The sequence below is a fragment of the Polymorphospora sp. NPDC050346 genome, from assembly GCF_040655695.1.
Taxonomy (GTDB): Bacteria; Actinomycetota; Actinomycetes; order Mycobacteriales; family Micromonosporaceae; genus Polymorphospora; species Polymorphospora lycopeni.
This window is the reverse complement of the sequence record NZ_JBFAKM010000002.1, coordinates 98,114-118,876: the sequence shown is the minus strand read 5'-3', so window position 1 is coordinate 118,876 and position 20,763 is coordinate 98,114. Positions and strand designations below refer to the sequence as shown.

At 68.9% G+C, this 20,763-nt stretch carries 22 protein-coding genes; 6 read left to right on the top strand and 16 right to left on the bottom strand.

The genetic code is table 11. The features are described from left to right. Window positions 1–125: 125 nt before the first annotated feature. The 9 genes from AB0I42_RS03080 to AB0I42_RS03040 all read right to left on the bottom strand — a co-directional run bounded on the left by AB0I42_RS03080 (window position 126) and on the right by AB0I42_RS03040 (window position 6,273). Window positions 126–2,351: a cell division protein FtsK gene (locus AB0I42_RS03080; protein ID WP_357533668.1), complete on the bottom strand. Its 2,226-nt coding sequence runs from the start codon at window positions 2,349–2,351 to the stop codon at window positions 126–128. After that, a complete protein-coding gene (locus AB0I42_RS03075; protein WP_357533666.1) occupies window positions 2,299–2,775 on the bottom strand; it encodes a hypothetical protein in 477 nt (158 codons plus the stop codon). The genes AB0I42_RS03080 and AB0I42_RS03075 overlap by 53 nt, the downstream gene beginning before the upstream one ends. Beyond that, window positions 2,772–3,200, bottom strand: coding sequence for a DUF3307 domain-containing protein (locus AB0I42_RS03070; protein WP_357533664.1), 429 nt, complete (start codon window positions 3,198–3,200; stop codon window positions 2,772–2,774). Before AB0I42_RS03070 ends, AB0I42_RS03075 begins: the two co-directional genes overlap by 4 nt. 88 nt (window positions 3,201–3,288) lie before the next feature. Further along, window positions 3,289–3,483: a hypothetical protein gene (locus AB0I42_RS03065; protein WP_357533662.1), complete on the bottom strand. Its 195-nt coding sequence runs from the start codon at window positions 3,481–3,483 to the stop codon at window positions 3,289–3,291. 97 nt (window positions 3,484–3,580) lie between these two features. Further along, window positions 3,581–4,252: an NUDIX domain-containing protein gene (locus AB0I42_RS03060; RefSeq protein ID WP_357533661.1), complete on the bottom strand. Its 672-nt coding sequence runs from the start codon at window positions 4,250–4,252 to the stop codon at window positions 3,581–3,583. A 91-nt stretch (window positions 4,253–4,343) separates the two neighbouring features. Continuing rightward, window positions 4,344–4,544 carry a hypothetical protein gene (locus AB0I42_RS03055; protein WP_357533659.1) on the bottom strand — a complete coding sequence of 67 codons (201 nt, stop codon included), beginning with the start codon at window positions 4,542–4,544 and terminating at the stop codon, window positions 4,344–4,346. Beyond that, window positions 4,544–5,662, bottom strand: a complete 1,119-nt coding sequence (locus tag AB0I42_RS03050) for a hypothetical protein (protein WP_357533658.1) — start codon at window positions 5,660–5,662, stop codon at window positions 4,544–4,546. The genes AB0I42_RS03055 and AB0I42_RS03050 overlap by 1 nt, the downstream gene beginning before the upstream one ends. Then, window positions 5,659–6,000 (bottom strand): hypothetical protein, encoded by a 342-nt coding sequence (locus tag AB0I42_RS03045; protein ID WP_357533656.1) that lies wholly within the window; start codon window positions 5,998–6,000, stop codon window positions 5,659–5,661. Before AB0I42_RS03045 ends, AB0I42_RS03050 begins: the two co-directional genes overlap by 4 nt. 30 nt (window positions 6,001–6,030) lie before the next feature. Further along, window positions 6,031–6,273 (bottom strand): DUF6284 family protein, encoded by a 243-nt coding sequence (locus AB0I42_RS03040; RefSeq protein WP_357533655.1) that lies wholly within the window; start codon window positions 6,271–6,273, stop codon window positions 6,031–6,033. A 480-nt stretch (window positions 6,274–6,753) separates the two neighbouring features. On the opposite strand from AB0I42_RS03040, the gene AB0I42_RS03035 reads away from it, so the two are divergent. The 3 genes from AB0I42_RS03035 (at window position 6,754) to AB0I42_RS03025 (ending at window position 9,732) form a co-directional block, all read left to right on the top strand. After that, entirely contained in the window at window positions 6,754–7,116 is a 363-nt protein-coding gene (locus AB0I42_RS03035; RefSeq protein WP_357533653.1) for a helix-turn-helix transcriptional regulator, read from the top strand. A gap of 158 nt (window positions 7,117–7,274) precedes the next feature. Next, window positions 7,275–8,771 (top strand): helix-turn-helix transcriptional regulator, encoded by a 1,497-nt coding sequence (locus AB0I42_RS03030; protein WP_357533652.1) that lies wholly within the window; start codon window positions 7,275–7,277, stop codon window positions 8,769–8,771. A gap of 1 nt (window position 8,772) precedes the next feature. Further along, window positions 8,773–9,732, top strand: coding sequence for an NAD-dependent epimerase/dehydratase family protein (locus AB0I42_RS03025; protein ID WP_357533651.1), 960 nt, complete (start codon window positions 8,773–8,775; stop codon window positions 9,730–9,732). Window positions 9,733–9,861: 129 nt separating this feature from the next. Here AB0I42_RS03025 and AB0I42_RS03020 read toward each other — a convergent pair whose 3' ends face one another. Continuing rightward, a complete protein-coding gene (locus tag AB0I42_RS03020) occupies window positions 9,862–11,031 on the bottom strand; it encodes a toll/interleukin-1 receptor domain-containing protein (protein WP_357533649.1) in 1,170 nt (389 codons plus the stop codon). Between the two features lie 1,043 nt (window positions 11,032–12,074). After that, on the bottom strand, window positions 12,075–12,200 hold the full coding sequence (locus tag AB0I42_RS03015) for a hypothetical protein (RefSeq protein ID WP_357533647.1): 126 nt from the start codon (window positions 12,198–12,200) through the stop codon (window positions 12,075–12,077). Window positions 12,201–12,225: 25 nt separating this feature from the next. Between AB0I42_RS03015 and AB0I42_RS03010 the strand changes: the two genes are divergently transcribed. Both AB0I42_RS03010 and AB0I42_RS03005 read left to right on the top strand, forming a co-directional pair. Beyond that, window positions 12,226–12,495, top strand: a complete 270-nt coding sequence (locus AB0I42_RS03010; RefSeq protein ID WP_357533645.1) for a hypothetical protein — start codon at window positions 12,226–12,228, stop codon at window positions 12,493–12,495. Then, window positions 12,492–12,722, top strand: coding sequence for a hypothetical protein (locus AB0I42_RS03005; protein ID WP_357533643.1), 231 nt, complete (start codon window positions 12,492–12,494; stop codon window positions 12,720–12,722). Before AB0I42_RS03010 ends, AB0I42_RS03005 begins: the two co-directional genes overlap by 4 nt. Window positions 12,723–12,827: 105 nt before the next feature. Here AB0I42_RS03005 and AB0I42_RS03000 read toward each other — a convergent pair whose 3' ends face one another. Genes AB0I42_RS03000 through AB0I42_RS02990 form a run of 3 tightly spaced genes read right to left on the bottom strand, consistent with a single transcriptional unit; the run spans window position 12,828 to window position 17,675 of the window. Next, window positions 12,828–14,435: a LamG-like jellyroll fold domain-containing protein gene (locus tag AB0I42_RS03000; protein WP_357533641.1), complete on the bottom strand. Its 1,608-nt coding sequence runs from the start codon at window positions 14,433–14,435 to the stop codon at window positions 12,828–12,830. Between the two features lie 4 nt (window positions 14,436–14,439). After that, complete coding sequence (locus tag AB0I42_RS02995; protein WP_357533639.1) at window positions 14,440–16,083, bottom strand: pectate lyase; 1,644 nt, start codon at window positions 16,081–16,083, stop codon at window positions 14,440–14,442. After that, window positions 16,080–17,675 carry a family 16 glycoside hydrolase gene (locus AB0I42_RS02990; protein WP_357533637.1) on the bottom strand — a complete coding sequence of 532 codons (1,596 nt, stop codon included), beginning with the start codon at window positions 17,673–17,675 and terminating at the stop codon, window positions 16,080–16,082. The genes AB0I42_RS02995 and AB0I42_RS02990 overlap by 4 nt, the downstream gene beginning before the upstream one ends. A gap of 325 nt (window positions 17,676–18,000) precedes the next feature. Between AB0I42_RS02990 and AB0I42_RS02985 the strand changes: the two genes are divergently transcribed. Continuing rightward, window positions 18,001–18,945: a Gfo/Idh/MocA family oxidoreductase gene (locus AB0I42_RS02985; RefSeq protein ID WP_357533635.1), complete on the top strand. Its 945-nt coding sequence runs from the start codon at window positions 18,001–18,003 to the stop codon at window positions 18,943–18,945. Here AB0I42_RS02985 and AB0I42_RS02980 read toward each other — a convergent pair. Both AB0I42_RS02980 and AB0I42_RS02975 read right to left on the bottom strand, forming a co-directional pair. Next, window positions 18,908–19,891, bottom strand: coding sequence for an acetylxylan esterase (locus tag AB0I42_RS02980; RefSeq protein ID WP_357533633.1), 984 nt, complete (start codon window positions 19,889–19,891; stop codon window positions 18,908–18,910). The two genes, AB0I42_RS02985 and AB0I42_RS02980, sit on opposite strands and share 38 nt — an antisense overlap. Then, the gene (locus tag AB0I42_RS02975) at window positions 19,888–20,661 is read right to left on the bottom strand and encodes an NAD(P)-dependent oxidoreductase (protein WP_357533631.1); all 774 of its coding nucleotides are present in this window, start codon (window positions 20,659–20,661) and stop codon (window positions 19,888–19,890) included. The genes AB0I42_RS02980 and AB0I42_RS02975 overlap by 4 nt, the downstream gene beginning before the upstream one ends. Between the last annotated feature and the right edge of the window lie 102 nt (window positions 20,662–20,763).

The window sequence follows — 20,763 nt, the reverse complement described above, 5'->3', positions numbered from 1 at the left end:
CGTTTCGAGGGTGCGGACCGGCGGCGCTCCTAGTTGCTAGTGCGCTGGCCAGGGTTTGTTTGGATTCCTAGGCGTAGTCCTAGGTCTAGGAGCCACGGCTCCTAGACCTAGGACTGTCGGTTGGGCTATCCGGTCTTGCCGCGCCCGGTCTTGCCGTCACGGTCGGTGAGGGCTTTGAGGATGTGGGCGCGGGTGAAGCCCTGCCGGTTGCCGCTCTCTCCGGTGTCGGGGTCGCTGCCCCAGACCTGGCCGGGGGTGACGCCGTGCGGCTTGAGCGCGGCGCGGAGCTGGTCGGTGGTCAGCCCGGTGTAGATGTCCGGCCGCAGTTCGGCGAGTTGCTTGACCAAGACGGTGGCCCAGACCTTCGGCTTCTTGTCGGACATGACCGCGACCAGGTCATCGAGCAGGGTGTCCTGCCGGACGGCGGCGGTGTCGACCACCTGCCCCAGGGCGTGACCGGTGATGTTGCCCGCCTTCTCCCGCAACGTCCGGGCACGCCGTACGACCTGTTCGGCGGTCGGGCCGTCGATGAAGAACGTGCGGGTGATCGTCGGGTCGTCACCTTCCCCGGCGAGGTAGCCGATACCCCGGTCCCGGCGGGAGAAGGTGGTCGCCTTGATGCCGTTCTTGTGCATGGAGGTGCCGAGGACCATGTCGTTCTCGGTGTGGCCCATGACCTTGAGGCAGAACCGCAGTACCGCGTTCGCGGAGATGCCGGTCGGCAGGGACTTGGCGTCGGGGCGTTGGGTGGCCAGGATGAGCGTGATCCCGGCGGCCGGGCCGCGCTTGATCAGGTCGGTGCAGATCTCCTCGAACTCGTCGCCGTACTTCGGGTGCTCGAACCACACCTGGCACTCGTCCACGCCGATCACGATCGGCTGTAGCCCGAGCTTGCGGTTGTTGGCCAGGTCGTCGGTGACCTTGTTCTCCGGGCACAGGTCACGCGGCAACTCCCGGATCACCTTCGTGCGCCGCCGCAGTTCGGTGCGCATCTCGCGCATGGCGGTCAGGCCGTAGGCGATGTCCTCGTCGTCGTCACCGGCCCGGTAGCGGTGCGCGACCGGCTCCAGCGCGGACAGGTCGCCGGTGCCCTTCAGGTCGAACCCGAGGATCCAGGCACGCGGGTCGAGGCAGGCGCCGAGCAGCGCCAACCGCAACGAGAACGTCTTGCCCATTCGCGGGATCGACCCGACGATCATCGATGCGAACATCAGGGTGAGGGTGACCAGCCGGCCGCGCGGGTCGGTGCCGAACGCGAACGGCTGGAACAGGTTCACCGTCCCCGCCTTCAGCAGTGGCCACACAGCGGGTTTGGCCTGGGACATGTCCCGGTCGGCGACGAACAGGACCAGGCGGCCGGGGTGGACCTCGGCGTTGGCTTCCGGCCACACACAGCCCAGCGGCCGGGTCAGCGCGGCGGCCAGTTCTTCGCGCTTGTCGACCACCGATGAGGCGGTGACGCCGCGCGGTAGCTCGACGTCGGCCCGCCAGCCGGTGCCGTTCTCGCGGGTGATCGGGGCCGGGAACCAGCCCTTGCCGGTGTCACCCCGGCGGACGGCGTCGTTGATGCCCTTGATGTTCAGTGCGATCAGCGCCCGTACGACCTCGGCCGAGGTCAGCGGGGCGACCTGGGTGCGGACAACGGCGGTGTCCAACAGCGGCTTGTCGCTCGTGCCGCCGAGCAGCCCGAACAGGGTTACCGCCATCCCGGCGACGGTCCAGCGTGCCCACTCGGGAAGGAACGCCAGTGTGATCCCACCGGCCAGCAGCGCGGCCGTGCCGAACGCGGCCACGATCCCGCGCCATCGGACCCGGCGGTCACGCTGCCGGGACAGCTTGAGGTAGTCCTCGGCGTTTGCGCGCTGCACGGTCGCCTGCCGGACCGGTTCGCCTTCCAGGTCGAACAGCCACCGCGTCGTGGTCCGGGCGACCCGGTACGCGCCGCGCGGGGAACGGATGGCGAGTTTGCCGACGTACTTCGGGGTCCGCAGCGCGTGGTAGGCGGCAGCGTGCCCCGTGTACCCGGCCGCCCACGCCAGGTTGCTGGCGAACTCCTGACCGGACCGCAGCCACGTCGGCACGATCGGCACCCGCTTCGCGTCACGAAACGACGCCAGGTCGAACCGCGGCCGTCGCTGCGCCTGGACGCTGTCGACCAGCACCGGACCGGTCGCCGGGCCGTCGTCCAGGTCGTCTTCGTCGTCGCTGTCCGGCCTGGCCGGGTCGGTGGAGGTGCCCCCCGCCCCGGCTCGGCGGTTGCGGACCTTGTCCAGGTCGACCACCTCGGCGTCGACCACTTCACCATCGATCGTGCGCCCGTCGTCGTCGGGCTGGTAGGCGTTGCTGGTCATCGGTGCTCCCTCGCGGGCAGGTGGTGGGCAGGACGGAATCGATCAGGGCCAGGTCGGGCCAGTCCTTCGGGCGGGCGGTGGCCAGCTTGGAACGGCGGACCTCGGCTAGCGGGGCGAACGGGATACCGGCGTGCCACTCGGCGGACCCGATGAGGTGGTCGGTATCCCAGCCGGGTAGCCAGCGGTCGGCGGCCTCGATCTGGAGCCGGACCATGCGGCCGTGACCGGACGGTGCCTGCACGGGGCGGGACATGGCGGCCAGCCGGTCCCACGCCGCACCACGCGCCACCACATCGAGGTCACCGAGCTGGGTGCGTAGGCCGTGGGCGAGCAGCGGTCCGGAGCCGAACACGACGTAGTCGGCGGTGGGCAGGTCGAGAGCGCGCAGCATGCGGATCAGCGGGTGCCGGCCGATGTTGTTCATGCGGCCACGACCAGGGCGGCGATGAACAGGAAGCCGACATGCGCGGACTGGTCGAGCGCGTACATGCCGCCCCCGTGGTCGAGCCAGGCCGGGTCTTTGCCGAGCCAGTCAGCGAGGCGGCGCAAGTGCACCCGCCGGTCAATGACGAAGTGCGACACCGCCGACAGCGCCAGCCCGGCAACGGTCTGCCAGAGCGGCAGCGGCAGCCCGAGGAACACGACCAGCGCGCCCAGCGCGGCAGCGGCAGTCAGGGTGTAGGAGACGACATGTCCGGCGCACGCTGCCCGTCCGGCCCATCCAGGCGCGGCCTTGCAGGTCGCCTGACGCTGCGACTGAATCCAGTGATCCGCGACCATGTGCGCGGCGTAGAGGGCGGCGAACACGGCCGCGAACACGACCGCTCTGGCGAGAGATTCTGCGAGCATGGGTGCTCTCCTGAAGTCTCACGACGGAAAGGGGACCGGCGGCACGGCACGGGTTTCCAGTCCACGAGGGCCGTGCCGCCGGGCGGGGCTAGTAGCTGACGCGGCCGGTGCCGCCGCAGCCGGTGCAGGTCTTCAGCGCGGCCATCTTGGTGTAGGCAACCGTCCGGCCGTTCTTCATGACCTCGGCCGCGTCCTTGACGTAGTGCTCTTCCTTGCCGGTGCCCTGGCAGCGCATGCACTTCGTGATCGCGTCCATCGCCTTGGAGAACAGGTTCTTGCCCATCAGGGGTGTCTCCTCTCGCGGCGGCCAGCGGGTCTGGCAGCCTCCGCACACCACCGGCCGGCGGGCCGGGCCGATCGGCCGGTGGTGACAGGGGCGGTCAGGCCAGCGCTTCGGCGAGCATCGCCTCATGGGCGGCGAACACCCGACCGCCGTAGCGGGTGGCCAGCCAGGACGTGAGCACCGGGTAGGTGTCGGCGCGGACCCATTCGGCGCGGTTGGCGTCGTCGGCACCGACCACGACCGGCGGCACGGCCAGGTCGCCGAGGTCGAAGGTGACCAGGACGGTGACCATCCACGCCTCGGCCGTCCCGCGCGGGTCCGGGACGTACCGGGGCTGTCCCACCTGCCACGACCGGACCGCGACCGTTGCCAGGTCCAGCCCGGTCTCCTCGGACAGCTCGCGGCGGGCGGTGTCGGCGATGGCCTCGCCCTGGTCGCGCTTGCCGCCGGGCAGCGCCCACCCGAAACCGTCGCCCCGCTCGACCATCAGGATCCAGCGGTTGCCGTCGGGGTCGGTGACGGTGACCAGGGCGTCGGCGGCGACCTGCTCACCCCACCGACCGAGCCGGCCACGGCCGTAGCGAACGGAGGTGCGCTCGCACGGGTTGACCGGCCGGCCGTCGACCACCTCGAACGGGATCAACGCCTGCGACTGGCGGGCCGGCCAGTCGATCTGGGTCGGGTCGGTGATCGGTTCCGCCCACGACTCGCCCCGAGCAGCGGCGGCGAACACGTCGGGGTGCGTGAAAGTACGGCTGTTCTCAGCCATGATGAGGGTTCCTCCAGCTCGAAAAGGGTTGGGTTGGGCCGGCGGCACGGCACTGGTTTGCGAGGCCGTTGGGCCGTGCCGCCGGGCGGGGTCAGGGGTTGGGGTTCAGGTCGTTGGTCAGTTCGGCGAGTGCGGTGAGCAGGTCTTCGATCACGTACTGCCGGTCGGTGTCCTCGTCGTCCAGGCGCGTCTCGGCCTGGCTGATGAGCTGGTTGAGCCGGTGTCGGGCCGAGGCGATCTGTCGGCGGTAGCCGGCGGCGGTCGCGGCCAGGTGACGGGCGTGGGCGGACATCAGGCGGCGTCCGCAGGCGGGGTGTCTGTCGACACGCTGTCGACAGCGTGTCGACGGTGGCGCTTCACCGTGGCCTCGGACAGACCGAGCCGGGCGGCGATCTGCGCGTCCGACGCCTTCGGCGAACGGGCGATAGCGGCGACGACCCGATCGGCCGCCGACGGCTGACGCTTCGCCGGCCGGACCGCCTTCACCACCGGGGCCGGCGGTGCCGGTACCGGGGTCGGTTCGGGTGCCGGGGTCGGGGTGACCACGGGCGGCGGAACCGGCGGCGGCAGGGTCACCGGGGCGGCCGGTTCGCTGTGCACGGGCGGTACGGGTACGGGTGCGGGGATGGTGAGGTTCAGGTCGGCCAGGCGGGGCGCGTTGTCCCACGGCCGGGCGTTCGCGGCGTAGGAGTCGAACACGCCGATCAGGAACGCGGTACCGGCGGCGCCGATCGGGCCGACCGAGTGCGCCAGCCCACCACCGAGCGCGGTCCAGAACCCGTTACCGTGCCAGCCACCGGCCAGGTTCAGCGCCAGCGACAGCGACAACGCGGCCCACTCGGCGACGTCGGCACGCCAGTCGGTGTCACCACCGGCCGACCGCAGCACCGCCCGACCGATGATGATCAGCGCCACCACCGTGATCAGCGCCGGTTCCATCGCCCACCCGGCCCACCAGCCGGCCGTACCGGCTTCCAGGCCGAGCAGGCGGACCACCCCGGCCTGCACGCCGGTCGTGGACCAGGCGGCGAACGCGGCCAGCACCGGAATCCCGGCCAGCAGGGTCACCTGCCGGACCCGGGCGACCCGGAGTGCCCGCATCTCGGCGGAGCGTTCGATGTCGGCGCGTACCCGCGCCCGCGCACCGGAGCGGGCCGCCCGCCGGTACAACTCGGCCAGGGCGGCCGTCTCGTCGGCGTCGCGGGCACGTTCCCGCCGCGCCCGTGCCGCAGCTGCGGCACGCTCGTCAACGGCGGCCAGCGCCACCCGGTGGTTGACGTCCTGCGCCCGCCGCTCCCGCGCGTCTTCCCGCCGGACGTCGATGACCTCACGGGCTTCCTTCAGACCGGCCCGCAACGTCTCGGCCGACTCGACCCGGGCGGGCCGCTTGTAGATGCTGACCAGGCTCATTCGGCCACCGCCAGCGCGGTGAGCTTGTCCGTCGTGTCGGTGTCGAGCGGGCCGGGGTCGGTGTAGTCGCGGGCGGAGGCGTAGATCTCCCAGCCGTGCCAGGTCGGGTAGGCGGTCATCGACCGGTAGGGGCGGCCGTCGTCGTCGGTGTGGGAGCGCTCGCCGGACAGCAGGTCGTCCGAGTCGAGTCCGGCCAGGAACAGCCAGGACTTCAGGTCGGCGATCGACTCGAAGTCGATGCTCAGGTGCTTGCCGTCGCTGAACACCTGCATCCTGGTCGGGTTGGCCAGCAACAGCAGTTCGGCGAACACGGCCCGCCGGGACTTGCGTTCGGTCATTGTCGGGGACCTCCTTCGGTGCGGGGCAGGTCAGGCGACCAGCCGGAACGGGGTGACCGGGGCGCCGATCGAGGCGGCGGCCCGCACGACGCGGCGCTCGGCGCGACGGACCCGCCGCCAGTCCAGCGCGGTCGGACCGCCGTGGTCAGCGGCGTAGATCAGGGAGATCTCCGCGTCGACCAGGTCGAGTTCAGCGGCGATCAACGGCCACTCCGCCTCGATCGCAGCCAGGTCGGAGGCGGTCGGCTCGATCGGGTCCAGATCGGGAAACATCGGGGTCGTTCCTCTCAGAAAGTCAGCGGCGGCGACGCTTCGGGCAGGCGCACGCCGAACGCGTGCCCACCCGTCCGCACCGGTCGCACTGGCGCAGGGGAGTCGACTTCGGGGCGCTCACCCGGATGCAGTTGGCGAGGTTCATGGGGATCACTCCTCGAAACGAGAGTCCCGGGTCGGCACACGGCACGGCCCGGGACCATCCGTCAGGGGGTGCGGCTCGAATCCGCACGTGGGTCGCCTTATCAGCGGAGGCGACCAGGCCATATGGGGCGATATCAACGAACCTGCGCACGGCGGGCCGTGGGCGCGCGGCACCGCGAGGTACCGCCTTCCCCGACAACCGTCGGCAACTTCGGTGCTCGCCACCTGAGAGGTGGCGCTTGTTTCAGCGCTAAAATTAGCGCTTACGTTGTGCGTAGTCAACCCATAGGAGGGCTACGATCAACGGCGTCAGGTCAGATGAGGTGGAGGCGCAGGGTGGAGAACTGGCAGGCCGTGGCCAACGCGATCAACGACCGCATGACTGAACTGCCCTTGTCGCAGAAGGAGTTGGCCGACCGGTCGGGCGTGTCGGTGGCCACGCTCCGGGAGTTGCAGCACGCCAAGGCCACCCGGAAGCGGTCCGCGCGTACGCTCGCCGCGATCTCCCAGGCGCTCGGCTGGCCGGACGGATACCTGCAAGCCCGGCTGACCGGAGGTGCACTGCCGGCCGGTGGCGGTTCGACCGCCTCGGAGAGCGAATTGTCGATTGTGCTGGCCAGGCTCGATGAACTGCACGTTGAGGTTCGCCGCCTGGCCGACGCTGTCGACCGCATCGCGGACGACGGTAAAGCCCGGTAGCGGCTGTCCCTGTCTTGTGTCGTTCATGCATCAAGGACACCAGTTGACGACTCACGATCGAACGGTCTTCGCACGTCAGCCAGGTGCACCAGGTAGGCACCGAGTAGGCACGACGGACTACGGCGCTCGACGCGGCCAGAGCCGAGGGGGTGACGGCCGTGCCGGCACGGGCGAGTGACGCTACGCCGAATCTCGCGCTCTACAACCTGCGTGACGCGGCTGGCCAGACACAGCAGGACGTCGCCGATGCCCTGAACCGCCTCGGCAGCCAGCGTGGCAAGCGGTTGGCGGTGACCGCCAACCAGATCAGCCGGTGGGAACGGGGCGTCACCCATCCGTCAGCGCTCTACCGCCAGCTCCTCGCCGAGCACTTCGAGGTATCCCTACAAGACCTCGGCCTGACCCGGCAACGGATCACCCCGACCACACCCGATACGTCAGAGACGGACACTCCCGGAGGCTTCGCCATCTACGACGTAGACACCAGACCCCGTCCCCGGGTTGAGGCCAGCCAGACGGAATGGCGCGCGGTCCGTCGAGCCCTGAACAGCCACCGCGTCCCGCTCGCCCGTCAAGCGGCCCACCTGTACGAACCGGAGAACCGCGTCGGCGACACCGGCCTGATCGCCACCCCTGCCTGGCTACCGGCATCCCCTGTGGACCTGACCCGGTTCGGAATCGGCCTGTCGCCCAACGGCAACACCCCGCCCGAGATCACCGGATCAGAGGATGCCTCGGCCGGCGTACGCCCGCTCGACTACACCGGCCAGCGCCACCAGCGTTACAGCCTCGCACTACGCGACGTCGAGCAGCCGCGACTGTTCGACAACCGGCTCTCCTGGTACCTCACCGGCGTCGACTGGACCAACCCGGAACAGGTCTTGACCTTCGGCACAGGCACATACTTCGGCGGGGTCGACGTCTCCGAGGCCCTGGCCCACGAGATGGCCAGCTTCCACGTGGCCGGCGACGGCAGCGGCATCGTGCCCGCGACCTGGCGCAACCTCACGTTCCGGCGACTGGTCGGCGACCCGTTCACCCCGCACCGCCGGCCAACCGTGCCATCGATCAACACCCTGACCCTACGGGCCGACGACGACGGCGTTACCTTCGTCCTGCACAACCGTGCCGCCGGCAACGTCGCGGTAGCCGGCGGGATGCTGCACATCATGCCGGCCGGCGTCTTCCAGCCGTCGAGCATCCTGCCCGCGGCCCAGGCCAACGACTTCGACCTGTGGCGCAACATTGTCCGCGAGTACAGCGAGGAATTCCTCGGCAACGCCGAACACGGCGGCGACGGCCAACCCGCCGACTACCGGACCGAACCCCTTGCCTCACTCGATCGCGCCTACCAGGCCTGCGAGGTCCGGGTGTACTGCCTCGGCGTCGCGCTCGACGCCCTGACCCTGTGGGGCGAGATCCTGACCGTCGCCGTCTTCGACGGCGCGGCCTACGACCGGCTGTTCGCCGACATGGTCAGCACCAACACCGAGGGCACCGTCGTCAAGACCGGCCGACTCAAACCCACCTCGGCGCTGCCGTTCACCCGGCACAACATCGAGGAACTGAACGCCAGCGGACGCCTCGCCCCGGCCGCGGCCGGGTGCCTGCAACTGGCGTGGGAGCATCGCAGGACCATCCTGGGGAGGAACTGACGTGGACGTTCTGGTCACCGGCGGACTCGGCTTCCTCGGCCACGCCGTCACCGTCGACCTGCTCGCCGCCGGCCACGAGGTCACCGTCATGACCCGCGGTCGAACCGATGCAAAGCCACCGGCCGGCGCCGACCTGGTCACCGGCGACATCCGCGACCGCGACCGGGTCGCCGACATCGTTAAGACAGGGGAGTACGACGGCGTCGTACACCTCGCCGCCCTGACCAGCGGCCGGGACTCCCACGCCGACCCGCTGACCTACTTCGACGTCAACACCGGCGGCACCCTGAACCTGCTCATGGCCCTCGACGCGGTCCGCGACCACCGCCCACCCGCATCCCTGGTCTTCGCCTCCACCAACATCGTGTACGGCTCCCAACACGCCGGAGCCCTCTCCGAAGACCTCGACCCACACCCCGAAAGCCCGTACGCCGCGTCCAAACTCGCCGCCGAGCAACTCGTAGCCGCCTACGCCTTCACCGGAGCAATCGGCGCGGTAACCGTACGTCCCTTCAATATCGCCGGAGCCGTTGACGGAGTCGGCGACACCGATCCCGCCCGCATCATCCCCAACATCTTTCGCGCCATTACTGGCCAACTTCCCCACGTCACCGTCAACGGCGACGGATCAGCAGTACGCGACTTTGTGCACGTCGCAGATGTAGCCGGAGCATTGCGCGTTGCGCTTTCGACGTGTGTTCCGGGTAGACACAATATATTCAACATTGGCTCCGGGGTCGGAGTGAGTATGGCGGAGGTCATTGCCACAGCGGAGCGACGTGCCGGAGTCGCGATCGCAATTAAGCACAACCCGCCCAAATCTGAGCCGCCTTATCTCACCGCAGATGTCGCTCAGGCGCGTGCCCAACTCGGCTGGAGTCCCAAGCGTTCGGATCTTTCACGAATTATTGATGACGCTTGGGCGGCGTGGCGGAAGCCTGGCCGCGTATCGGCAATGTGATGCGCGGTGGCTGGTCGAGGGAAATTTCTCGACCGGCCACCGCGATCGCCAGCAGTGTTCGCTTAGGAGTGGGCGCGTATCTTGCGGATCTCTACTAGAGTGGCTTGCGTGAGGCTGCCTAGATCAGCTCTAGGGCTGAATATCTCGCCAGGATGCGATGATTCGAGTAGTGTCGCGGAGACCTGCAAATCCCCTACTGGCTGGCGCCAGCGCTTTGCGGAGAGAGACGCTGATCATTTGCGCCATCTTAATGTATCCCTGAACTTCCTCTATCTGCTCGAAAGGTATGTTGGTGTCATCTAGTCCAGCTCGGATCTTCTCCAATTGTTCAGACATCTGCTCCTTCAGGAAGGGTACTTCGGAAGCTTGTATCTCGGCGACAACCTGTCGAATGGCAGCGTCAGCTCGTGAGGCGTGAACGGCAACCTCGGCGCCTGAGATGCCAAAATCGCTCGATGGTCCCTGAAGGGATTGCGCCATGACTGGTGCAGCTTTGGTTACGGCTTGAGGGCTTGGCTTGCTGCCGAGGCTCTCGAATTGTTCGGCGAGAACGCGGCTAAATTCTGCAAAATCTGCGAAGGCCTTATCGCCGCTCTCTGTCATCAGTTGGCACTCGTCTGTAAATATCTGCATCAGCTCGAACAAGCCTGGAGCATCGTCGGGTTCCGCTGATGGGGCGCCCGACTCATCTTCGATTGCGTTGGAGGTTGGAGTAAGCACGCTCTGATTTGCGGTGCGTCCGTTGCTGCGCTCTCTTTCGGCCAGATGGGTCTCTGCCTTCTCTACTGACCGAATGAGATTTAGTGTAATATCGTTCATTCTTGTCAACCACGCTCCGGAGTTGTACCCCTCTAGCATGGCTGTCTCTATGCTTTTGTGGTTCAGTTGTTCAATGATGCGCACTTCTTTTCGTTCGTCATCTGCGCGAATCCTATCGCCTCCGGCCAGGATGACCGGCAAGATGAGTCCCGTTACTTCCATGATTCGAGCATTCTCGTAGAATGCCATCAATTCTTCGCGGCAGCGTGGGCGCGTAAAATACTTCATTGAAATCATGGGTATGAAGGCGGTGGCCGACTTTACTGCTTCTGTTATCCCTGACCGCCAATCGTCGCCCCACCCCAAGTCGTCGCGATCAACAAAGACCTCCAGGGTTCTTCCGGTCTTGGCCTCATACATTCCCTGGAGGCTCTTTTTGAACTGATCGACAACGCCGTTGAATGTTTCATTATCTGACCGTGCGTAGCTAATGAAGCAGCGTATGGGGTCGTGTTGTTCGACAGTGTCCGTGGTAGGCAAGGTTCCCCCATGGTGAAGTAATTCGGATTCCGCGTTTGTATTGTGTGAAGAATGCTGCGCCTTACTGAAACGGGCAACGCGGCTCGAAGATTATATATTAGATCCACTGTGGATGCAAGTGGGATAATGGTCTATGTGCGGTGAGGGCTTGATCGCAACGTGCGGGTGGCAAATGGGTTGCGGGGTGCGTGGTGACAAGGGCGGGTCTCTTTGAGATCATGGGGTCGTGCCAGCAGAAGCTCACTTGCAGATGATTCAAACCGTAATTTCTCGACTAGCGTCGCAGTCGACGACTGTCAAGGGGTGGTGTGTGACGGTTACTGCCGCCATCCTTGGGGCTGCGGCCACGACTTCGGCTCATCCCGTGGTGGCGGCTATTGCAGGGTATGCCGTGTGTGCGTTTGCGCTCCTGGACGGATATTACTTGTCTCTAGAGCGGGCGTATAGGCGCCTATATGAGGCGGCGGTTGACGACGATTGTCCTCAGTGGAGCCTTGTGGTCGATCGCCCTACATGGCGGAAAGTGTTTAGGGCTACTGTGAGTCCGTCAATTATTGCGCTATATGGCGTGTCGCTTTTGGCTGCGGTTTCGGTGGGTATTTTCTTGATGTCAAAGTAAAAAATGAGTGGGTGGGTTGGGGTTGATTGCCTCGCATTTGTCCGACAGTGCGCAAGATCCTAGTTCTCTGCGGGCGGCACGTAAGGGTCTGCAAGCAAGCCTCTTTCGGGACATGCTCCGCGGGTGTGGATCGGCATCCAGATCCACGTAGTTAGTGAGAGTCGGCGTGCCAGATCCATGCCAGGAGCCCTGGTGATTGATGGGGTGAAGCGGGGACGGGCGGCGAGTTGGTGGCGGGTGGCGCGGCTCAACCCTGTGGCGGGTCGCCGACTGTCGTGAGATCGCCACTGGCAGTGTGGGGGTCAGGGGTTCGAGTCCCCTCGGCTCCACCCGTAAGTATCGAAGGCGTTCGTCAGACATGGCGGACGCCTTCGGTCTTCCCCCGGTCCGGTGGTCGCCGGGCGACTCGATCCGTCAGCGGCATTCACTTCAGCGTGTACGTCACATCGGCCGGATGATTCCCGGAAAGCGCCGTGGTGATCGACCCGAACTCCCGTACGGCCGCATTGCTCGCCTGGTGCGGAAACTCATTGATATCGGCCGTGGTCACGCGTGGGTCGGAGGACACTCACGCCATGGCTACGGTTACGTTGATTCGGGCTAACCCCGTGTTTCAGGCGTACGGCGAAGCGGCTTGGAACGTGGTCGCGGGTGACCGTGACAACTATTTCGGGTGGTCGGTCCGCCCGTTCCAGGCGAGAGACTCGGCGCTCCTGACCGGGGTCGCCGCCCACTCCGACAACAATCTCAACCAGAGCACCGACCTGATCGTGCGGCTCTCGCCCAATCAGGGGCCGGTCGGGTCCGGCGGACTGATCCGCATCACCGGGGTGATGGTCAGATGAGACTTCGGGTCGTCTACGACGAGGGCGGGCGTATCGTCGCCGCGGCCGCCGTACCGGAACGGGGCGACGACAGCGTCGTGGTGACGCCGCTGGCCGGACCTCGCCAGGTCGCGGCCGAGGTCGAGGTGCCCGACGAGATGGCCGGCGAAGAGCTTGACGTGATCTGTACCCGGATGCGGGTGGACCCGACGAACGGACGACTCACCGCCGACGAGACCGGCCGATGAGTCGGCGCCGCCCGGGGGCACCGCCCGGGGTGGCGGGTCCTGGTGGCAACCAGCCGCGACGGCGGCCGTGGTCGGATCGCGCCGACCACGGCCGCCGTACGCCGGTCAGCCCAGCTTGCCGGCGCCGGCTCCGGCGCGTACGAGGGACGGCACGCTGGACGCCGGGTCGAGCCGGTAACCGTAGTACGTACCCGGTTCGATGACCGAGCCGGCCGTTTCCGGTACGCCCGAGTTGACGAAGATGTTGTCGCGCTGCACCGCCCGGCCCGGCCCGCTGTCGGCGTAGCCGCTGGCGGAGAAGATCGGGTACGGCACGTTCTCGAAGTAGTTGCCCTCGACCACCACGCCCGCGTTCTCGGTCGACGCGACCGCGTACAGGTCGTTGTTGAGGAAGTAGTTGTTGTAGACGTGGACGGGTTCGGCGAACCGGATCCGCGGATGGCGCTGCCGGCTGTTGTCGAAGAAGTTGTGGTGGATGCTGACCTTCAGCTTGCCGATGTCGGTCGAACCGGCGCCGTCGGAGTGGCTGATCAGCATGCTCTTGTCGGCGTGGTCGAAGTGGTTCCAGGAGATGGTGACGTAGTCGGCGCCGCGGACCACGTCGATGGAGCCGTCGACCGCGCCGGTGAAGGTGTTGTGGTCGATCCAGATGTGGTGTGACTCCTGGCCCACGTTGATCGCGTCGTCGTCGGCGTCGGTGAACCGGATGTTGCGGACGATCACGTTGTACGACCGGTAGAAGTCGAGCCCGCCGCCGGTGATCTCGGCGGTGGAGCCGATCCCGATGATGGTCTTGTTGGGCCGTACGCCCTTCTTGCTGCTGATCCGGATCACCCCCTGGACCTGGATGACCAGCGGGCCGATCGTGTCGATGTATTCGAGGAAGTCGGTGGCGTTGGTGGCGGTGACCACCGGGCCGCCGGCCCCGCCGGTAGTGCCGTTCTGCCCGAGGGCGTTCAGGCTCGCGAAGCCGCCCGGCCGGTCACCCGCGGCCGGCGGCGGCGTGGTGGGTGGTGGCGTGGTCGGCGGTGGGGTGGTCGGGGGAGGAGTGGTCGGCCCCACCGTCGGCGTCACGGTCGGCGTCGGACCCGGCGTGACCGTGGAGACGGTCACGTCGTCGAAGTTGGCGCTGGCGTTGAAGGTGGCCAGGCCGACGCCCCCCGAGGCATACCGGGTGTCGGTGGCGACCAGCGGCGTGCCGCCGTCGACCTGGCCGGTCAGGGTGGTGCCGGACACCCGCAGGCTCAGCGTGTACCAGGTGCCGGCGGAGACCGGCACCGAGGCGCTGGCCAGCGTCGTGCTCGACCCGCCGGCCAGCCGCTTCAGCTCGACGGTGTTGTTGCCGCGCAGCGCCAGGTAGTAGTAGCTGGTGGTGGAGGTGACCCGGGCGAGTACGGCGGCGAACCGGTCGCTGCCGCCCAACGCCGTGGGCTTCACCCGGGCGGTCACCGTGTAGTCGGTCCAGTTCGCGGCGCCGGCCCGCGCCCTGGCGTTGGAGCTGGTGCCGGCCTGGCGCAGCACCGGCCCGCCGTCGGCGGCCACCGACCAGGTGCCGCCGGAGGTCGTCCAGCCGGTGTGGTTGCCGTCGTTGAAGTCGTCGGTGAACAGCGTCGCCGCCTGGGCGTTGCCGGCGACCGTGAGCATGGCGGTGGTGAGCAGTGCCGCGAGTCCGGCGGCCAGCGCGGCCCGGCGCCGTACGGAGGTTCGTCTCATCGGGTCAGCCCAGCTTTCCCACCCCGGCACCGGCCGGGACGATCGTCGGGATGTCGGCCGCCGGGTCCAGGCGGTAGGCGTAGAACCCGCTCGGTTCGGGCACCGTGCCCCGGGTCTCGATCGGATGGTTGCAGTCGACGAGGATGTTGCCGCGTTCGACGATGCGGCCCTGGTCGCCGCTGAACACCACCCGGCCGGGGTTGTTGACGCTGTAGAAGTAGTTGTTCTCCATCAGCACGGCGGCGTCGTACGTCGACGCGACGCCGTAGCTGTTGTCGAAGTAGTAGTTGTTGTAGACGTGCGCCGACGCGGAGAACCGGACCCGCGGGTTGCGCTGGTCGGAGCGGTCGAAGAAGTTGTGGTGGTAGGTGACCCGCAGCCGGCCGGTGTCCTGTGCCCCGGCGTCCTCGTCGTGCCCGAGCAGCAGCGTCTTGTTGTGGTCGAAGAAGTGGTTCCAGGAGACCGTGACGTGGTCCGACCCGCGCTTGATGTCGACCGCGCCGTCGTCGCCGTTGGAGAACGAGTTGTGGTCGACCCAGATGTGGTGCGAGAACATCTGCACGTTGATCAGGTCGTCGGTGGCGCCGGTGATGTGCAGGTTCCGGATGATGATGTTGTGTACGGCGTTCGCCGGCGGCGCGGTCACGTTGTCGTCGACCGGCAGGCCGATGTTGAGCCCGCCGCCGCTGAGCGTGGCGTTGCCGCCCAGGCCGACGATCGTCTTGTCCGAGGTCACGTCGTACATGCCGTCGCTTGCGCCGGTCGGCAGGTTGATGGTGCCGGCGACCTGGATGACGTACGGGCCGGGGCGGGCGATGTAGTCGAGGAAGCCGGCGGTGTCCCGTACGGTGACGACCGGTCCGCCGGCCCCGCCGGTGGTGCCGTTCTGCCCGAGTCCGGCCACGCTGGCCCACCCGTCGGGCTGCCCGGCGGGCGGCGGCGTGGGGTCGGGACCCGGCGTGGTCGGCGAGGGCGTGGGGCTGGTCGTCGGGCTCACGGTGGGGGTCGGGCTGACCGTCGGTTGTGGACCCGGGGGAGCGGTTTCGACCGTCACGTCGTCGAAGCCCGCGGCGGCGTACCGGGCCACCAGTCCTGCCTGACCGGTCAGGTAGGCGGCGTCGGAGGCGGTGAGCGTCGGCCCGCCGGTGACCCGGCCGGTGAGGCTGGTTCCGGAGACCTGCAGGCTCAGCGTGTACGCCGTACCGGTCGTGACGCCGAGCGCGGCGGTGGCCAGCGTGGTCAGCGTGCCGCCGGTCCGCTTGCCGAGCACGAGACCGCCGGCGGTGACGCCGAGGTAGTAGTAGTTGCCGCTGCCCTGGACCCGGGCGGCGACCCCGGCACCCGCGTCGGCGCCGCCCCACGTGGTGGGACGTACCTCTGCGGTGACCGTGTAGTCGGACCAGCCGGCCTGGCCGGTGCGGACCCGGGCGTCGGCGCTGGTGCCGCGCTGCACGAGCGCCGGGTCGCCGGCGACCGGCTCGACCCGCCAGGAGCCGCCGGACGAGCTCCAGCCGTTGTGGTTGCCGTCGCCGAAGTCGTCGGCGAACAGGGTGGCGGCCTGGGCCGGTGGCGTGACGGCCAGGACCAGGGCGGTCAGTGCTCCGGCCAGCCCGGCGGTGGCCGGTACGCGCCAGCGTCGGATGTTCACGGGTTGATCCTTCCCACGCCGGCGCCGGCCGCGACGAGCTGCGGGACCTGGGCCGCGTTGTCCAATGTGTACGAGTAGTAGGCGCCCGGTTCGCCGACCGAGCCGTTGACCTCGCAGGTGCCGGAGCGGAGGAAGACGTTGCCGCGCTGGACCAGCCGGCCGGGGCCGGAGTCGGCGTACCCGCTGGCCGAGTGGCAGGGGAAGGCGACGTCCTCGAAGTAGTTGCCCTCGACCAGGACACCGGCGTTCTCGACCGAGACGACGCCGTAGAGCCCGACGCCCTTGTAGTAGTTGTTGTAGACGTGCACCGGGTCGCCGAACCGCACGCGCGGGTGGCGCTGGTTGGAGCCGTCGAAGTAGTTGTGGTGGTAGCTGACCTTCAGGTATCCGATGTCCTGGGGGTAGGAGTCGGAGTGGCCGAGCAGCATGCTCTTGTCGGTCTGGTGGAACCTGTTCCAGGAGACGGTCACGTAGCTGGACCGGTGCTTGACGTCGACCGAGCCGTCGAAGCCCGGGTGGAACTCGTTGTGGTCGATCCACACGTGGTGCGAGCCGTTGTGGACGCTGATCGAGTCGTCGGAGGCGTTCCGGAACGTGATGTTGCGGATGATCACGTTGTTGCCGGGCCGGGTGGTGGTGCCCATCTGGAGGCCGCCACCGGTGATCTCGGCGGTGCCGCCCAGACCGAGGATGGTCTTGTTGGCGACCACGGTCACCATGCCGGAGACCTGGATCCGGCCGGAGACCAGGATGACGTACGGAGTGTTCGCCCCCGCGTAGGTGGCGAGGTCGGCGGCGGTGGTGACGGTGACGGTCGGGCCGCCGGCGCCGCCGGTGGTGCCGTCGAGCCCGAGCGCCGGCACGCTCGCGTAGCCGTCCGGCTGCCCGGCCGGCGGCTGCGGGGGCGGGGTCCCGGTCGGTGTCGGGGACGGGGTGGGGGTGCCGGTCGGCGGGGTCGTCGGCGTCGGGCCGGCGGCGTCGGTCACCCGTACGTCGTCGAAGGAGGCGCTGGCGTAGTAGGTGGCCAGCCCGATGCGGCCGGAGCCGATGGTGCCGTCGGTGGCGCTGACGATGGGGCGGCCGTCGACGAAGCCGCGCAGGCTGGTGCCGAACGCCTCCAGGCGCAGCGTGTACCACGTGCCGGTGGTGACGGTCGCGGGGGCGGCGGCGAGCGTGGTGTGCCCGCTCGATCCGCGCCGGCCGAGCAGCACCTGCCCGTCGCCGCCGAGCGCCAGGTAGTAGTAGGTGGTCGTGCTCTGCGCCCGGGCGAGCACGCCGGCGAAGCGGCCCGCGCCGTTGAACGCGGTCGGCTTCACCCGGGCCTCGACGGTCTGGTCGGTCCAGGTGTCACCGGCCCGGGCCTTGGCGTCCGAGCCGGTGCCCGACTGCCGGTAGACGGTCGACCCGTCGGTGTCGATCGACCAACTGCCGCCCGACCTGCTCCAGGCGCCGGCGTTGCCGTTTTCGAAGCTGTCGGTGAAGAGGGTCGCGGCGTGTGCGGAGGTGACGCCGGCGGCGGCCAGGGCCACGGTGACCGCGCCGGCCACCGCCACGGCCAGACCGGCCTGCCGGATAGATGATGAAAAGATCATATAAATCCCCCTCTCTAGCCGCGAGCGGATGCGCGCGGGCGAACGGTGATTCCGGAAAGGGTGGGACGGGCTGGTGTTAACACGGCCGTAACCAGCACTTCCAACGTAAGGAAAGGGCTTTCCTTGAGTCAAGGGCATAGACGTGCAAGAATGTTGCACCGCGTCGAGGCGGGGCGATGGGTGCTGTCGCCAAGGTCGGAGAGCCCGCCCGGTTTGTAGCCTCTCAACCCTTTCGCAGTCATCCCGGTTTGCAGTCCGGTTGCCGTGCCGGCCCGCCGGGGATCTCCGTGCGGCCAGGTCGCAGCGCTGTGGGAGGCTTTGGTCCATGGCGCACCCAGCGGGCGAACGGCAGCCGAGGATCGCGATCGCCGGTCTCGCGACCAGCCATCCCTTCTCCGACGCGGCCACCATCGGGCGGCTGCGCCCCGGCGCCGCCTTCGACGTGTGGGACGCCGACACGGACCGGGTCGCCGAGTTCGAGCGGCGCAACCCCGGCCACCACGCCCACGACCGGCTCACCGACCTGGTGGACCGCAAGCCGGACGGGATCATCCTGACCGTACGGCCGGACCAGGTCGCGGCGGCGCTCGACGTGCTGCTCCCGCTCGGCGTACCGGTGTTCGTCAACAAGCCGGCGGCCGCGACACGGTCGCAGCTGCGGGACCTGACCGCGCGGTGCGAGCCGGTCGCGCACCGCGTCCTGACCTCGTCGGTCCTGCGTTTCGCGGCGCCGGTGGCCCGCCTCGCGGGGCGGCTCGACCGCGACCGGGTGCTGTCGGCGCGGGCGGTGGTCCGTCACGACGTCGGCCGCTGGGCGCAGGGGTCGACGCCCTGGCAGGACGATCCGTCGGTCGGTGGCGGTGCGATCGTCACCATGGGCCTGCACGGGGTGGAACTGCTCGTCGCGCTGCTCGGCCGGCAGGCGCGGACCGTCGCGGCGACCAGTGCCCGCCGCGTCTATCCCACGTTGCGCAGCGCGGACTCCGCCACCCTGCTCCTGAACTGGGCCGACGGTGTGCAGGGCACGGTCGACGTGGTCGGTGCCGCAAAAACCGAGAGCTACGGCGTCAGCGTCGAGACGGCCGACGGCCCGATCGGGTTCGACCTGCCCGACGGGTCCGCCGACCCGTTCGGATACGCGCGTACGGTCGAGGAGTTCCTGGCGATGGTCGAGGTCGGCGCCCCCTCGCCGGTCGCCTGGCCGGAGACCGTCGCGATCCTCGACCTGCTGATCAGCGCGGTGGAGCTGGAGTCGCGCTCCAGTCGATGAGTTCCGCCAGGCGTTGCCGCGTCGCCGTGCTCCCGCCACCCTCGTGCCCGTTGTACGGCCACACCGTGATCCGCTTCTCGCCCGCGTAGTGGTTGTAGGCGGCGAAGACCGTCGACGGTGGACAGACCCGGTCCATCAGGGCGACCGAGAAGTGTGCCGGCGTGCTGGCCCGCGCGGCGAAGTTCACCGTGTCGAAGTACGACAGCGTGCGGAACACCTGCTCGGCCGCATCGTGTCGGGCGCCCAGGTAGCGGGTGATCTCGGCCCGCGAACCGGCCGCCCCGATCTCGATCGCCCGCCGGAACCCGGCGAACGCGGGCACGTCGAGCAACGCGACGCCGAGGTCGGTGCGTAGCCCGGCCAGCGCGATCCCGACCCCGGCGCCCTGGCTGCCGGCCACGATCGCCGTACGGGTGACGTACGGGGCGGCGACGGTCAGCGCGTCGACCGCCCGGTACGCGTCGACGTAGAGCCGGCGCAGGTAGGACGTCTCCGGCGACGCGATTCCGCGGGTGAGGAAGCCCGGCACCTCGCTCCCGGTGGCCTCGCCGGGGTCCGGGGTGCTGCCCGGGTGGTCGGACTCGGCGCCCTGGCCGCGTACGTCCATGACGAGGACGGTGAACCCGGCGGCGGCGAACGGCAGCCACTGGTGGGGCCAGCCACGGCCACGGCCGTACCCGGGCAGGTGCAGCACCCCGACGTCGCGGCGCGGGCCGGCGGTCGGGGTGAGCAGCCAGCCCCGGACGCGCTGCCCGCCGAATCCGGCGTAGTCGACGTCGTCGACCGCGATGCCGGGAAAGAGGGCCGGCTCGGGGTGCAGCCGTACGTCGGGGGTGCCGGCGTGCTCGTCGAGGGTGCGCCGCCAGAACCCGTCGAAGTCGGCGGGTTCCTCGCGCTCGGGCCGGTGTTCGCGCAGCACGTCGAGCGGCAGGTCGAACCAGCTCATGACCGGTCGGCTCCTTCCTGGTCGCGGGGGAGCGGCCACCAGTCCAGCAGCGACCGCGCCGAGTCGTCGTCGATGGTGGTGCCACCGGCGTCGCCGGTGACCGCGATGGCCGCGTACGGCGGTCCGCCCCGGTGCAGCGTGCGTTCGGTCGCCTCGGCCAGGTCGTCGGGGTGCAGGGCGGCGAAGGCCGGGCCGCCGTCGAGGGCGAGCCGGACGGCGGGGTCGGTCGGTGTGGCGGCCGGCGATTTCCAGAGTGGCCAGAGGGCGGCGGTGGTCGGGTGGCCGAGCCGCAGCGACGTGACGGTGAGCCGTTCGTCGGCGACGGCCGCGCAGGCGGTCTCCGCCAGGCGCTTGCCGAGGCCGTACGGCTGGGTCGAGTCGGGCCGGTCGTCGCGGGTGATGCGGCGCCGGCCATAGTCGCGGAACACCGACAGCGAGCTGACGTGGACGAACCGTGGCACCCCGGCGGCGTGGGCGGCGTACAGGGACTGGACGACGCTGCCGACGTTGACCCGCAGGGCGAGGTCGACGACGCGGGGGTCGGTGGCCGCCGCGCCGCGCGGGACGACGGCGGCGAGGTGCACGACGGCGTCGTGCCCGGGTACGGCGGCGCGCAGCGCCTCGGCGTCGGTGGCGTCGAGGGTCACCGGCCGGATGCCGGTGGTCCGGGGCGGGCGCAGGTCGGCGACGGTGAGTTCGTGCCGGTCCCGCCAGGCCGCGGTCAGCGCGGTGCCGACCGCGCCGGCGCCGCCGATCAGCAGGATTCGCATCGTCGGGTTCCTTCCGATGGTCAGGGGCCGAAGGCTATCTTGACATTAACGGTCCGGGCCGTAAATATGAGGTGACCCGACGTCGCTCGGACGTCGCTGCCT